Source organism: Myroides pelagicus (assembly GCF_009711055.1).
Taxonomy (GTDB): Bacteria; Bacteroidota; Bacteroidia; order Flavobacteriales; family Flavobacteriaceae; genus Flavobacterium; species Flavobacterium pelagicum.
The window spans coordinates 67,697-83,912 of the sequence record NZ_WMJY01000013.1 but is presented as its reverse complement, the minus strand read 5'-3'; the positions used below and the strand labels follow the sequence as shown (position 1 = coordinate 83,912).

Here is a 16,216-nt window from a genome sequence, read left to right as displayed (position 1 = left end):
ATGACTAATGTTGCATTTATAACTTGAATTCACGAATTATATTGTTGCTTGAATCTGCTGAACAACTCTGAAAACCTGCTGTTACAGCAAGCAAACATGCACTAACTACTACTTTTACTAAATTCCTCATATTGCTATCTATTTTAACTACTTGTTATTTATCTATTCCTCATTTCTCAATTACATTAAGTAATATTCTTAAAAGTACATCTTTTTAATCTATTTTCTAAATAAATAGTTAATTTTTTACAATAATTCAAACACACAGCTGTTTTATATAAAATTATTAACATCATATCATCTTTTAAACAAAATACCAATGAATTATCCAGTTTTATTGTGATTTTTTTCTCTCAACCCTTATGAACACTTCGAATTTACACCGACATAAAAAGACGCTTACTGATATTTATCAGTTTTTTTCACCAATAAGTAGCACTTAACAAATCACCTTTTTTTAACATTTCTATTTAAACTAACTACCAACAACTTACCTTCACAGTTACAAATTTATTTGGCAATATTTTCACAAGGTTAAACTGCCGTTAACAACAAGTATAAGTTTTATAAAAAGATGCATTTTTTACATATTCCACACAATAACACTAACACTCTATTAATGAAATATAATTTTCCATAACACTTACACTGCTTTTACACAGAAACAGAAAGAAACCGCTATATTCAAAAAAAACTAAACAAGCCTAAGCTTATTTAGTTTTTATCCTCTAGTAGCAGTAGTCTTTTTTCTATTCTACAGCTTCACAAGTCGGCTTTTTCTCTAGGATCATCGGCGACAACCCTAGTTTATTTAGCATCTGCATATCTTTGTTTAGCCCTGGATTTGGTGTGACTAACAAAGTTTCTTCCTCTCCAGCGAATATAGAGTTTGCTCCCGCCATAAAGCACCATGCCTGTTCTACCTCACTCATCTCTATACGTCCAGCACTAAGGCGAACCATTGTCTTTGGAAGCACAATGCGCGCAGTAGCTATCATACGCACCATATCCCAAATCTCGACCTTTGGCAAATCCTCTAGTGGTGTCCCTTTGATTCGAGCAAGCGCATTGATAGGTACAGACTCAGGGTGCTTCTCCATTGTGGCTAGAGTGAGCAACATAGACACGCGGTCCCCTGTAGTCTCCCCTAACCCTATTATACCTCCCGAACAGACTGTAAGTCCTGCCTTGCGTACATTGTTAATTGTATTGATGCGATTGTCAAAACCACGCGTAGAAATAATCTGGTCATAGTACTTCTCAGAAGTATCCAAGTTGTGGTTATAAGCATATAGTCCTGCCTCCTGTAAACGCTTGGCCTGATCTTCGGTTAACATTCCTAAAGTACAACACACCTCTAACCCAATTTCATTTACCCCTTTAACCATGTCTATCACACGGTCAAAGTCTTTATTATCTCTTACTTCTCGCCATGCTGCTGCCATACAGAATCGAGAAGATCCCGCTTGTTTGGCTTTCTGGGCATGCGCTAATACAGTCTCTGTGGGTAATAAGCGCTGTACCTTTATATCGGTATGATAGCGCGCTGCTTGACCGCAATACGAACAATCCTCTGGACACCCACCTGTCTTAATTGACAATAGCGTACTGATTTGTATTTCGTTCTTTGGATGATATGCGCGGTGTACACTAGCTGCCTGATAGACTAACTCCATCAGCGGTAAGTCATATATAGCTTGTATCTCCTCTTTGGTCCAATCTGTGCGCAACTGTACTGGTTTGTTCACTGGTGTAGTACTTTTCATTTTTTGTAGTCATTATTTTGTTATTGCTCAAAACTATGACCTGTTCTACTGGCTAGACTAGTCCACTTTGATAATTCTACCTAGTCCACACATTCAAACACCTGCCAACTGACTTTGCAAATTACAACAAACTCATTCTTTATTAATTGTAAGTAGATTAACACTACTAATTATACGATTTTTAGTAATAAAAACTACTAATACTCGTTAATATTTCAAAACTAACAAATCACCTAATTAATGATAAACAAATTTAAATCTCATTATAAGCCCTTTGCTTATCTATTATCCGCCTATTTATTACTCAATTTCTTATTGCGCTTAGTGCTGATAAACCACCCCATAACAACTACTAGCTTCTCTGTGATAGAATACTTACAAATACTAGGCTTAGGGGCTGTACGAGATAGTTTCATCTTCTTACTATGCTTTATCTTTTTTGAGTTGTACTATCTCTTTCTCTCCAATAGTAAATACAATTTCCCCTATGGACTAATTATTTTTGGAACTCTCCTTATTTTATGGGGTTGGGTAACCTTTGGTCACACGATATTTAATGAATACGGCGGAGTACTTCCTGAGATAGTCATTGTCTTTATCTCGGTAAAAACCCTGATGTTCGGACTATGTTTGTTCTTACCTAATTATCGCTTAAGGATACGACAAATCAACTATATCTTTGTCTTGTTTCTATTCTCACTAATCATGGTACAAAATACCATAAGCGAATTCTTCTTCTGGAATGAGTTTGGTGTAAGATACAACTTTATTGCAGTGGACTATCTGGTGTATACCAACGAAGTCATCGGCAATATTATGGAATCTTATCCTGTCATTCCTCTATTTACAGGGGTAGCTATACTCACAATACTAATGACCTATTATATATATGTACAAACCAAAGAAAGCCTTACACATCTCCCTAACTTTAAGCAAAAACTAATCAGTGGCAGCCTTTATATCCTATTACTTAGTCTTATTCTACTGGCTATGCCAAAATTCATGAATACGGCTAAGAGCGAAAATATCTTTACTGAAGAGCTTTCTAGTAATGGTTTGTATAAATTTTATACCGCCTTTGATCAAAGTACTTTAGATTATTTTACTTTCTACCAAACAGTTGATGACAAGACCATAGAGCAACAACTACAACAGTTTTATCCAAACTATAAAGCCAACACACCATTAACTAGAGAGATTGTATCTGATCGTATTTCATCCAAAAAGAATGTAGTATTAATTAGTATTGAGAGTTTTAGTGCTGATTTCATGGCCTATTATGGAAACGAGAATAAACTAACTCCGTTCTTAGACTCTTTAGCGCAAAAAAGTCTTTTCTTCACCAACCTCTATGCCACAGGTAACCGAACTGTTAGAGGACTAGAGGCCATAACCATGTGTATCCCGCCTTCCCCTGGAGAAAGTGTAGTGAAAAGACAAGACAACAAGAACAAATTTACTACCGGAAGTATCTTTAAAGAAAACGGTTATAGCGTGAAATACCTCTATGGAGGAGACGCCTATTTTGACAATATGCGCAGTTTCTTTGGTAGTAATGATTATCAGATTGTCGATAAGTTTAGCTTTACTCCTGAAGAAATTACCTTTTCCAATGTTTGGGGGGTATGTGATGAAGATATGTACAACAAAGCTATTCAAGTAATGGATAAGGACTATGCAAGTGGCACACTTTTTTTCTCTCACATTATGACCATCAGTAACCACAGGCCTTTCACCTTTCCAAAAGACAAAATTAATACAACAGATATTGCCTCTAGTGGACGCTATCAAGGAGTCCGATATACAGATTATGCCATTGCCCAATTCTTTAAGCAAGCAAAAGATAAACCTTGGTACGACAACACCGTCTTTGTTATTTTATCTGACCACTGTGCCTCTAGCGCTGGAAAGACTCAGTTACCATTAGACAAATACCGCATTCTTGGACTTATATATGACCCGAGTAACCCTGAAGAACAACAGATTAATTACCTAACCTCTCAAATAGATGTAATGCCTACACTGCTGGGAATACTAGGGTTTAATTATACCTCTAAGTTTATTGGATCGGACGCTTTAGCAGCAGACTATATTCCGAGAGCTTTTATCGCAACCTACCAAGACTTAGGCTATATTCGAGACAATACCCTAACCATATTAGGGGTTAATAAAAAGGCTAGACAATACACCTTTAAAAGCAAGGCAAAAAATCAAACACTAATCGGGTTAACTCCTCAAATAAATATTGATCAAAATAAGCTAATCGAAGCCATTAGCTTTTATCAACTAACCGCAAAGGAGTTAAAAGAAAACCAATATGATAAATAAAAACAGAAAAGGGAGAACACCAGCTAGGCTATCCTCCCTTTTTATAACTATAATCAACACAACTCATATTTAGGTTATACCTTGTGACTCCTGCTTTTGGTTTTCGATAAAAAACGGGAAAACACCACTTACATTGTTCTCCCGCTTTTATGAAAAAAACACTTTATCACTTGTATAATGCTCAATTGCCGTGCTAGCAGCAACCGATCAAAGTAAGTAAAGGCCCTAATCTTTTTTAAAACATACCCTAATCGTAAAAGCTTTAAATAGATAATTACTTAACTTTGATAGAGCAAATTTCACTATTTTTGTAACCACACCATAGGACATTTGTCCCTAACACGAAAAAAAAATGTTAAGAATCAATATTAGTTTTTTACAGTATATCGAATCCTTAGCAAATTCTAAGGAATATGCTGATCGCATCATATTACAAACCTATAAACCAAAAGATTTTTTATTACACCAAGGTGATCCTGTGACTAAAATCATTGTCATCAACCAAGGTATTACCAAGTGTTTTATTACCGAAGAAAACGGAAAAGAATATATTCCTGAATTTTTAGGAACAGGAGAAATAATGGGAGAAATAGAAGTCATAGGCAAGAAGAATTGCCTTGCCTCTGTAGAGGCTATTAGTGAGGTAACTGCTTATGTCATCCCTGTATCAGTATTTAATGAATTACTCAAAACCAATATTACCTTTGCCAATGCTTTGTTAGAGGTAGAAGCCCTACGCGTGTACCACACAAGCCAAAAAGCTTCTTTCCAGCAGCTCTATACTGTAGAACATGCACTGGAAAAACTCTTAGAGCTACAAGAAAAACAAGAGCTCAAACTAACCAAAGAAGATATCGCTTCTTATCTGGGCATTACAACTAGAACACTTAACAGAGCATTAAAGAAAATATCAGAAGAAGAATTATAAAGCAAAAAAGCATTGACTAGATCAATGCTTTTTTATTGTTTTAAAGGTATTTTCCTACACCTATCACTTAAATGTTAGCTTCCTTCCGTGACTAGGGCAACCTTTAAGTTGTAGTATCCTACTATAGGAAAGTAACTCTTCCCTCTTTCATATCATAGACAGCTCCAACAATTTTAATCTCTTGATTTTCTTCCATCTCAGCAAGAATTGGGCTATTTGTTCTTATTTCTTTTATAGAATTTGCTACGTTTAGCTTACATACTTCTTCCACATAATCGGAATTATAAGCACTTTTCTCTCCAATAAATGATTTATTCACTTCTGCTATCACTGGTTGTATCTTTTCTAATACCGAAGTGATATTGCCTAATTTCACCCCTTTAATGCTAGAGGTCAAAGCACCGCAATGTTCATGACCTAATACCACAATCACTTTAGAGCCCGCAACTTTACAAGCGCACTCCAAACTACCTAAAACATCGGTATCTACTACGTTACCCGCTACTCGTGCGACAAAAATATCACCGATTGCTTTGTGAAAAACACTCTATACGGGCACACGTGAATCAATACAAGAAAGAATTACAGCCTCTGGATACTGGCCATTAGCAGACGCTCTTACACGCTGTGTTGTGTTTAATAGGCTTAATTCATCGTTCATAAAAGACTCATTACCTGCTTTTAAGTTTTGGATAGTATCTTCTATCGATAGCGCTTCTTGTTGTTCTTTAGACAATACCTGGTCGAACACACGATCAAAATTTCCTGTGGTTGGAGCTGATACTGATAGATTGTCTTCCGATTGTATCACCGCATTAGTGGTTTTCGTTTTTTGACAAGACACTAGAGCTAGTAATAGCATTAAAATAGATAAATAACTTTTCTTTGATTTTTAGTTTTGTATTTACTACAACTTTTTTCAAAAAGTATGTCTCTTACCCCCAATCATAGTACTATACACCAAAAAAACGCTAATACTATTTAAAAACGAAAAGCTATAATAAAAGCAAAGGGAGCGCTTAAAAGCACTCCCCTTATATAACAAACTTTATAAACTCCATTATAAAATTGTCACGGTATTACCGTTTATTTCTGCTTTGAAAGATCCTCCTTCTAAGCGAAACTCAGTAACTGCCGTTCCATCTGCTAAGTCAATCGCTGGACTAATGATGATTCCATCTTTTCTAAGTCCTACGCCTACTCCAGCATTTCTATTAACTGAATACTGTCCGTCTGGTGTTACTATTCGAGCAAAACGAGTATCCCATTTAAAGCTAAAATTATACTCCTGAGTCTCTCCAGAGGCATTACTGATGATCAGCTTTTTCTTCCCTTTTAAAACATCGGAAGTAATCTGGTTAAACTGAAGGTCATTCCAATCCTGTTGTGTAGCACGCTCAAACTTAATACCGATGTGATCGCGAACAGTCTTAAAGTAAATTGAATGACCTTCCGAACTATAATAAGAGTATTCAAAATCCCCTTTATACCCTACACCGTATAAATCTTCTCTACTTGGTGGAACAATTGAATTATTACCCAATAAGTGAATATAGTTATCGGTGGTAAACAATAGACCAATTGTATTACTCAATTGCAGTTTATACTCACTTTCCTTAGGCTGTAAAGGATTGTAATCTCCTACTGCAAAAAAATCACTTGCCATGACAACACGTCTATCATCTATAAATTTAAACAAATGTGTAAATCCACCCAATTGTGTATCATCTGTGAAATAAGTCATCTTCCATCCATAGGTGCTATAGACTAATTCGTTTCTCAATTCCGTACGTCTATTTTCTAAACGTTCTGTTGGGTTTTCATCAAACTTACTATCAAAGTTATCGCTTTGACATGATACTGCCGAAACGATAACAGTAGCCAAAACCCCTATATGCATTAAAATTCTTTTCATAACTTATAGTTTTATAGCCTCCTCAGTATTGGCAGTTGTTAAATTACATAATTCGTAAAAATCAATGTCAAAAGCACGTTTGTAATACGCCACTACTAATGCTTCTTTTTGTCTGATTAGCGCTCGACCAGAAGCTGGTGCCTTTGCAACGATTTCCTCATACCCCACTATATCTCTTAACATCCATGAGGCTTGTTCTGCAAAATCCTCAGTAGCATTTGAACGCGCATAGTTTGAAATAAATCCTAAAGCCCATGCTTCTTTATCCGTTGTTAAATGCCAATCCCCTCTGTAATCCGCTGCTGTCAATTTACCGTACTCTGATTCATCAAACGGTTCTGCCTGATTTAAAATGTGTACATACTCGTGCTGAATGGTATGTACAAACTCTTCTACTTGTTCCTTGTCTTTTAAATCCAATGAATTGATTTGAAAAAGAGAAATACGAACGCCTTGCTCGGCAAGTCCTAAAGTTACAGTTGCTCCAGTATTCATATTCATACTCCCTACCATCACTAATTCACGAGGCGCAGTACGCTTAACAAACTGATTTCCTGCAATCGTTTCATAACTCTCTAGCCAGATCTTATCAATTACTTTCAAAGTTGGCTGAACCTTCTCAACAGCTACAGGCGTTAAGTATCTATCCATATCTACTTTAGCTGGATCCCAACGGTAAAATACTGCCATATTATATGGGTAAGTATAGTTATCATCAATCCAGTTATCTAAAGCTGATTTTTCTTCAGGAGTAACCTTCAATCGAGATTCTCCTAGACTATCTTCCTTGCTACAAGAGGTTGTAAGTCCTAATGCACCCACAAGTGAAAATAGCGCTATATATCTATTTATTGTTTTCATTGTGTCTGATTTTTATCTTGGGTTATCTGGAATACCTGCACTAACTACGTGAAGTGGTAAAGGCAATTGACGTCTTAAATCATCTTTTGTCAAAATCATATCCGCCTCATCTTTTAGTTTATGAACAACTTCAATATTGTGACGTTTAACATCAAACCAACGCTTTCCTTCGTGCATAAACTCCCTTTGTTTAGCAGATAAAACTGCTGCTACAACAACTGCTTGATCTTCATTCATATCGTAGTAAGGACTTAACTTCATTGCATCATTACCATAAATAGATCTTAATTTAGCTAATGTAAATTTAGCATCATCAGAAGCTTTATAACCAATTGTACGTGTTCCTGTAAATAATCTTAAAGCATCTACTGCTTCATCGATACGACCACTCATTGCTAAAGCCTCTGCTCTATTCAAGTAATTTTCATCGTTACTTAAAAGCACATATGTTACGTGTGGAAGCCCGGTACCCGCTGATGGATCATCCAAACGAAAATACTCACCTAATTTTGGATAAACATAGGTCCCTGAAGCAGTATAAGAAATACTACTATATAACCAATTTTTTCCAAAAGCATTTTGACCAAATATTTCTCTATTTAAGTCCTCAGTTAACCAAAATCTTGACCAAATATTATTTCTCCAGTGATTTGATACTGCAGTTACCAATAGTAAGTTAGAGTTTACTGTAGGTCTTGCATAGGCTTGGTATTTTTCAAGATATCCCAATTTACTAAATGCAAGATAGTCACGTAATTGCATCTTTGGATTAGATCCTAAATAATTAGAATGCTCTAATACTTTTTCCCAATCTCCTTTTACTAAATAAAAGTTACTCGCAAAGGCATGACCAGCTGTTCTGTTAAAGTGGAACTTTGGTTGTTTGTAACTATCTTTTAATAAAGGTAAACCCTCTTCTAAGTCTTTTTCAATTTTTGCATACACATCAGCTACTGTTCCTCTGTCGTAGTGCTGGATTAGTACGCGCTCTGGTTTGTCCACATAAGGAATACCAACATCCGAATCCGCTGTTGCTGGATTATACGCCTTACTCCAAATCTGTACAAGCATAAAGTGCGCATAAGCACGCGCTACCAAAGCCTCACCTTTTAAGTGACTTAACTCTGGCCCTCCGCCTAATTTCTCAATCGCTTCTAACGCATCGTTCGCTGAGGCAATCGCTTCATAACATCCATCCCAATAAGCCGATGGTGAATCCTGAGAGTTACGCTCCTCTAATTCCCACTTATATTCTGATAGATTATAATCACGAGTCATACTCTTCTTACCATTATCATCTACATTATCAGACATGATTTCTGTAAACCCTGCATAACCGTAGATAGGATAAGCTGATACTAATAAATCAGCGATCTTATCTTTTGAGTCTAGCTGAGTTCTATTATCTGGTAACTCAGACAAAAAATTGTCACAAGATACCGCTGACAAGCCAATTAATAAACTGGCTACTATTATTTTTACTCTTTTCATTGTGTCTTAATTAAAATCCAACATTTAACGTAAGGCTATACTGAGTTGTTACTGGGAAAGCAACCCCTCCACTTCTAAAGAATTCTGGATCTTGTCCATTTAGTTTCTTATCTGAATAAATCAACCAAGGATTACTAGCTGTAGCTCGCAAAGAGAAGTTAGATAATCTCAATTGTTTTTTCAATAACTCTGGGAATTCATAAGTAAGTGATACATCTTTTAAACGTACAAATCCTCCATCTGCAATACGCGCATCTGAATAGTTATACGTATTGTAGGCTTTACGGATATCTGAGTCACCGTAGATTGATCTTAATCGAGCTGAAGCAATCACAGGTACATCAGTTACGTTTTCATCACCTGGATTAATCCATCTGTTTTGGAAATCTTTAGTAAATACGTCCATGTCTGTATAATCTCCTTTAAATGATGGGTTTAAACGAATCTTATTACCTCCTGAAGCAACCACAAACACATTAAGTGTCCAGTTTTTGTACTTAAAGTTGTTTGTAAATCCTAATGATTTATTTGGCTCAACAGATCCTTCATACTTAAGGTATCCTAAAATCCCTTCTCCTCTGTGTTGGAAATTTGCTCCAAATACGTTATCTGTTACACCATCAGGCATAATGAATGTTGGTAAACCTTTATCATTCAATCCTGTAAATTGGTAAGAATAGATAGCGTTTCTTGGTCTTCCCACAACATTACCTCCGGTTGGATTAACCAGGTCAATAACGCGAGACTCATTTTGTAATTTGTCAATTTTCTGATCGTAGTACGACGCATTAAGTGTTGTTGACCAAGTAAAGTCAGGAGTAACAATATTTTTAGTTGTCAATCCAATCTCAATACCCTTAGTTGTCATATCGGCATTGTTACCAAATTTAGTACGTTGACCTCCAATACCAGATGTTGTAACTAAGTCAATAAGGTCAAATGATTTCTTTTGATAAGCATCTACTACTAATTGAACGCGGTTATTCCACAATCCAAGATCTAACCCAATGTTAGTCTCGTATGATTTCTCCCATGTTAAATCGTCATTTTGAAGATCTTCGATACGGATTTGAGATTCTCTTTCACTAGTAAACTCACGGTCGATGATTCTACTTTTATATACTGCATACGAGTTGGTAGCAGGTCCAGTAGTTGCCGTTAAACCATAAGCTGCACGAAGTGATAAATTACTAATTGTTGGATTATCAATTAAGAATTTCTCTCCTTTTACGTTCCACTTACCAGAGACTGTCCAAGTTGGTAACCAACGAGAAGACGAACTCTGTCCTTGTTTATTTGATCCATCATAACGCCCTGTAAGCGATACAATATAGCGGTTGTCATAGATATAACTCGCCTTACCAAAGAAACCTACTGTGCGCTCGCGCTCTTCATCATAGCTGTAGTATGACCCTCCTTCGCGAATAATCTTCTCTAATAAACGTGGATCTGTATGTGGTACATAACCTTTGTCAAACTGAAGACCAAAAGCACTTACTTTGTCATACTCTCTATCCACACTACGCAACTCAGTACCTACAAACGCCTCAAGCTCGTGTTTGTCACCAAACATCTCGCGGTAGCTCAAACTATTTCTTACGTTATACGAAAGTAAATTGTTTGTATATCTGTAGCGAATACCTCCATTTGGCAATACCACTTGTTTTGGTGCATCTGGATTTGTTGGATCCTCATACAAGAAGATATTTTGCTTATTTACAATCGTTGTTTCATTCGCGTTGTATGCACCTACTACGTTAGACCCTTCCATAATGTTGTGATCTCTACGCGATACTGCATAGCGAACAGAAGCATTCATATTATACGTCAATTGTGGCAAAATCTTATAATCTGCATCTAATTGCGCTTTAATATCTTTCACATTCATCTCGATTTTGTTGTTTTCCAACTCATTCAAGACGTTAAATGGTGCCCAGTTCATGCGGTAAAACTCATACGCACCATCATCTCCATACGGGCGAAGTGTACGCGATGTATTCAAAGCATAGCTAAATGGATTGATGTCAAAATCACGTGAGGTTCCTCCATTTACTACATCGGTTTTACTGTTGTACGAACCTGGAGCAGTTTGATCGCGATTAGAGAAGTTAACTCCCAAAGCTACGTTAAACTTATCAGTAATAAAGAAAGTGTTTTTCAAATTCACTGTAAGACGTTTTACGTCATCAGCAATACTCCATCCCGGATCGTTGTAAAAACCAATAGACGCAAAGTAAGCGTTATTTTTACCCCCTCCAGTAAAACTCAATGTGTGGTTTTGTGCAATAGACGGTCTAAACAACTCTTTAAACCAATCCGTATTAGCCATTTCATACTTTTGTAAAAAAGCATTGCGATCAACTTGATTGTTTACCACGTTGAACGTTCCGTCAGGATTTACTGTCCCTACTTGGCGAGCCAATAGGTTATATACCCCTCCATAGCGGTTTTGATACACATCTGGATATTCTAGCAAACCTTTCTCAGACATCTCTTGTAAAATAGACATATTCTCCTGAGAGTTTAAGATATCGTATTGTGAATAACGCGGCACGGTACGCATGGTATTTTCCATGGTATAGTTAATCTTAAGTGGAGATTCACGCTTACCTGATTTAGTCGTAATTACCACTACCCCATTCATCGCACGCGATCCGTAAATAGAAGTAGCCGAAGCATCTTTTAAGATTTCGATACTCTCTACGTCATTACTGTTTAATCCTGCAATAGCCGAACTCAATAACGTCTCTGAGTTACCCGATGCTAAATCCGAAAAAGATACGTTTACGATATCCTCTTGAACTACCCCATCAATAACCCACAATGGTTTAGTGTCTCCCATAATAGTAGAAGACCCCCTAACGGTAATCTTAGGTGCAGAACCAAAAGTACCCGATACGTTTTGTACCGTTACCCCTGCTGCTTTACCTTCAATCATTCTACTTACATCAGCAACCCCATCAACCTTTAACTCTGCTGTTGTGATTTTACTAACTGATCCAGTAAATGTACGTTTTGACAACTTTTCGTACCCTGTTGTAATTGTAATTCCTTCAAGTGTCTCAGAATCATCTAATAGAGAAACGTTTATCACCTGTTGTTGATTTACTTTCTTTTCTAAAGTAGCAAATCCCATAAACTGATAAACTAATACTGCATTTTTGTCTTGTACAGATAAACTGTACTCCCCGTTAAGACCCGTTTGTACGGCAGTATTTGTTCCTTTAACAATAACTGTCGTACCAGGTAAAGGCAGTCCATCACTAGCAGCTATTACCTTACCAGTGATTGTTCTTACTTGTGCCATCATCACTCCTCCTGAAAGGTAGATCGAACACACAACAAGAAACCCTCGTAATATTCTTTTCATATACGTTAATTATTAATTAATAACCATTAACAAATAAATAACAAATATTACGGAATTCCTAACAAGGCATTAAAATTAACATAAAAAATAATTATTCAAAATAACAAGTATAAAACATAGGATAATTCAAACAAATATATAATAAATAAAAAATAAACTTTACTATTAAGTTAAAAAAACAAACATCAAAACTATTAAACATCACTACCAATGCTAAAAATTTATTGAAAAACAACAAATACTTGTAATTCACAATACTACTTATTATTTAATTTATACACATAAAAATTAGATTATATTCAATTAATTATATTAATTAACACACAATATATAAACACCTAAAATATATAACTTCTCAATTTAATCTATTTACTTTAGTTATCCGACAAATCCTAAAATCGTTTAAGTTAATACTTTATCATATCTAATTACCAAATCACAAAATCTAATGAAACTAAAAACTATTAAAACCATCACGACAAAACATTAACATTCCCTTGACACCAAAAACACAGCTAAAGTATTTCAATCTATGTATCTCCACTTACTATCAAGACCATACTTTAGCCAGAAAGCAAGCAGCCATTAGCGAAATATTACCTTACTCCCCCCCTTCCTACATCAAATAGTTATTCACAGACCGCTTATAAATCAGACTATCTAACACTTTAGCCTACCTTATTTTTTTATCTGTCCGACTATTGTAACTGACCTTTTCCTTATAGAGAATTCTTTCCCATGCTTCCTTGGCTTATACTTGCAGTATTCGTGCACTTTGCTTGCCAAGAACCTACTTCTGGGCAGGTAAACTGCACGAATACTGCACTCATTGCACAAGCTTGGCAACAAAAGCCGTTATTCTAAAACCTCTATACACTAAAACGACTTACTTATTCTAAAAAAAATGTTTCCCCTATTGTGCATCATTCGAATAATCCAATAAAAAAAGTAGTCGTTTTTCAAAAAGTAAGAACGATAGCATATCTCCTTCTCTAGTAGTAATGACCTATTGAATAATTAGAGAACTATCTCCTACCTCCCATTAATATATCTAATTGACATCCCCCTTTCGATTCATCAACCTAATATTTCGTCCATTTTTAGCCAAAAAAAGACAAGAAGCTAATGAGCCCTTGTCTTTTAATAACTATTTTAATTACATTAAACTGCTTCTTCCCAATTTATTTAAGCGGTAAAGCATACATATAGTTTTCCCATGAAGAAGTTGAATAACTCCACAGTCGTTCTTTTTTAATAAAACAAAGATAATTATACTCTCAGCAGTCACTTCAACCATATTACTTCCTCTTACCATATCAAAACCCAAATCAACTGTCGAACCAATCGATCGACTGGCAAGGAAAAACAACACTTATTTTTCCTTTTTAACTATTAACCTCTAAAACAAAGGCACCATCCAACGAACACCAATATAGAGTTGCTGTTCATCTAAAGCTTGTGGAGTTATTATTGATTCTTTGTAGTCATAATTAATATAACTATAAGTAGCAAACAAACGCAAATCCTTCAGTAGCAGATCTGAAAAAGGATAATACTCGAGTGCCCCCATAATACCGCGCTGTGCATAGACACTATTTACCTGTAAAGCATTTCGGTGGTTATACATGAGTTTAATAAAAGGAGAAAACTTCTTGGTCTTGTAGCGAATACTCATTGTCGTGGTATTATCCCTAACATAGTATGGAGATGTTTCAGCACTCATTAGTGCCAATTGATCGTCTTTGACATTTCGATAACCATACATCCAATCCAACTCGACCATCCACTTATTCCAACTTACGCGATGCCCAAGCATCAACCAGTTGTAATATCTATTGCCGTTGTGCTGTACCAGCCCATAACTATACCTGGTCTTTAGTCGATCACCAAACAGACTTCCTTCCCACAAAAATAATCCTGCATATGCCTTGTTTTGATAAGCTGCTGCACTGTATTGCTCACTTAAAGATACCCCTTGTACCTTAAAAGATTGCCCTTGGGTATGATAAGTAACACTCGCTCCCGGAGCAAACAAGTCCATTGAGCCCAACATATTAGTATACATGTATTGATCCGAGCCATTATAACTAAACTCCATCGCTCCCCATGCTACAAATTGCTTCCCCATACTCAAAGTCCAGCGGTCATTTACTTTATAGTCCAAAAAAGCGAACTCTAAAGCATCTGTTCCCGTGGTAGCATTGAGTCTATAACGCATCGCAAAACTGACTTTCTCTTTATAATTCCCTTTGATATACACTCTTGATTGCTGAACGCGAAACCGACTATCAGTCGTTTCCCCTGACTTAATCTTAGTATAATTTTCATAGCGAGAATCCAAATAGCCCTTGACGCGGCTCTTAGACTGACTCGTTTGTTTTTTTTCATATCCCATCTCTGCTACTGCCAACTCTACCAAAGTTTTAGGCTCACCTGAGACTAAGGTATCTTGCACTTGCTGTGCTACAACCTGATTTCCCACCCAAAACGGACTTAGCATCAGGGTTGCTACTACACTTTTTACTTTCATTTATATACTTTATAATTTTTGATTCAAACGTTAATGCAACCTTAATTTTTACAATTGTAATTATACAAATAATAGTTAAAATAAAAAAAGATAATGAAATAGGTAATTAAAATACAATTAGGATAAAAAATATACAAAAAGAAATTTATAAACCTAGACTTCAATTATTGATCCTCTATCACAAAGAAGCAATACACTTTTTATCACCAGTGAATATACAGAGCTCCCTACATTCACAGCCTATTCACCCTATACCCAAATTACAAAAAGTAAAAAAACACAAAAATTGTATAACACTTAATTCTAATTTAACATCATTTTCAGAGAGTCACGTTCATTAACATCAAAGATATATTTCTATATTTGCAGCATAAACAACTAGATAGCTAAACAATACTGTACGTTTGAAAAAGTTTTTTTCCATATTATTCCTATTCCTTTCTGTACTTGGCAGTGCAAGTCCTCTATTGGACATTAACTGCATGGAGGCAGAAATGACCTGTACTATGGAAAAAACAACAGCAGAACCAATGTCTTGTTGTGATACGACAGGTACGACAAACACTGACTCTCATCCAATGGACATGATGTGCTGTATCGCACCTCGTGTAGTGGTATCCAATGTAGACTTACAAACACAAGAAACAGAAGTAGTCGCTGTAGCAAAAGCAAAAAAAGCAGCAGTTATTCGCACTAAATGGTTTAATTCAAACTACCTTACCGATTTAAAATCTGTCGATGTAGCTTCGGTTACACCTACGACTATAGATACTGATGGATATAAGTATGAGCGCCTTGATAGGCTTTCCTATATATGTACCTATAGAATTTGATACCCTACCTGATTTGTACAGACGACAATAGCCTTCTAGCTTTTGCGTACTGATACATCTACACGACAAAGACAGCATACACAACCCTTTGTCTTTCAATTATTTTACCGATTTTTTTACCTGTAAGCCAATTTGCTTTACACAGTAGCCTGATTGTTTCAATTGCTGATTCGATGTGCTATAGTGTCCAAAAA

General features: G+C 36.0%; 10 protein-coding genes and 1 pseudogene. 3 read left to right on the top strand and 8 right to left on the bottom strand.

Annotated elements, in window-relative coordinates:
* Positions 1 to 749: 749 nt before the first annotated feature.
* Positions 750 to 1,766, bottom strand: coding sequence for a biotin synthase BioB (bioB, locus tag GJV77_RS07505; RefSeq protein ID WP_155035759.1), 1,017 nt, complete (start codon positions 1,764 to 1,766; stop codon positions 750 to 752).
* A 240-nt stretch (positions 1,767 to 2,006) separates the two neighbouring features.
* Here bioB and GJV77_RS07500 point away from each other — a divergent pair, with 240 nt between their 5' ends.
* Together GJV77_RS07500 and GJV77_RS07495 are read left to right on the top strand one after the other, a co-directional pair.
* Positions 2,007 to 4,094: an LTA synthase family protein gene (locus GJV77_RS07500; RefSeq protein ID WP_155035758.1), complete on the top strand. Its 2,088-nt coding sequence runs from the start codon at positions 2,007 to 2,009 to the stop codon at positions 4,092 to 4,094.
* A 352-nt stretch (positions 4,095 to 4,446) separates the two neighbouring features.
* Positions 4,447 to 5,022 carry a Crp/Fnr family transcriptional regulator gene (locus GJV77_RS07495; RefSeq protein ID WP_155035757.1) on the top strand — a complete coding sequence of 192 codons (576 nt, stop codon included), beginning with the start codon at positions 4,447 to 4,449 and terminating at the stop codon, positions 5,020 to 5,022.
* Positions 5,023 to 5,143: 121 nt separating this feature from the next.
* Here GJV77_RS07495 and GJV77_RS14825 read toward each other — a convergent pair.
* The 7 genes and pseudogenes from GJV77_RS14825 to GJV77_RS07465 all read right to left on the bottom strand — a co-directional run.
* Positions 5,144 to 5,554: pseudogene (locus GJV77_RS14825) on the bottom strand (carbonic anhydrase); the annotation flags it as partial.
* A gap of 15 nt (positions 5,555 to 5,569) precedes the next feature.
* A complete protein-coding gene (locus GJV77_RS14820; protein WP_205012524.1) occupies positions 5,570 to 5,833 on the bottom strand; it encodes a carbonic anhydrase in 264 nt (87 codons plus the stop codon).
* Positions 5,834 to 6,082: 249 nt separating this feature from the next.
* A complete protein-coding gene (locus tag GJV77_RS07485; protein ID WP_155035756.1) occupies positions 6,083 to 6,937 on the bottom strand; it encodes a DUF4302 domain-containing protein in 855 nt (284 codons plus the stop codon).
* A 3-nt stretch (positions 6,938 to 6,940) separates the two neighbouring features.
* Entirely contained in the window at positions 6,941 to 7,798 is an 858-nt protein-coding gene (locus GJV77_RS07480; protein ID WP_155035755.1) for a substrate import-associated zinc metallohydrolase lipoprotein, read from the bottom strand.
* Between the two features lie 12 nt (positions 7,799 to 7,810).
* Positions 7,811 to 9,289 (bottom strand): RagB/SusD family nutrient uptake outer membrane protein, encoded by a 1,479-nt coding sequence (locus GJV77_RS07475; RefSeq protein WP_155035754.1) that lies wholly within the window; start codon positions 9,287 to 9,289, stop codon positions 7,811 to 7,813.
* Positions 9,290 to 9,299: 10 nt separating this feature from the next.
* Positions 9,300 to 12,659 (bottom strand): SusC/RagA family TonB-linked outer membrane protein, encoded by a 3,360-nt coding sequence (locus tag GJV77_RS07470; protein ID WP_155035753.1) that lies wholly within the window; start codon positions 12,657 to 12,659, stop codon positions 9,300 to 9,302.
* A gap of 1,399 nt (positions 12,660 to 14,058) precedes the next feature.
* A complete protein-coding gene (locus GJV77_RS07465; protein WP_155035752.1) occupies positions 14,059 to 15,189 on the bottom strand; it encodes a porin in 1,131 nt (376 codons plus the stop codon).
* Between the two features lie 506 nt (positions 15,190 to 15,695).
* On the opposite strand from GJV77_RS07465, the gene GJV77_RS07460 reads away from it, so the two are divergent.
* On the top strand, positions 15,696 to 16,022 hold the full coding sequence (locus GJV77_RS07460; protein ID WP_155035751.1) for a hypothetical protein: 327 nt from the start codon (positions 15,696 to 15,698) through the stop codon (positions 16,020 to 16,022).
* The last annotated feature ends 194 nt before the right edge of the window (positions 16,023 to 16,216 follow it).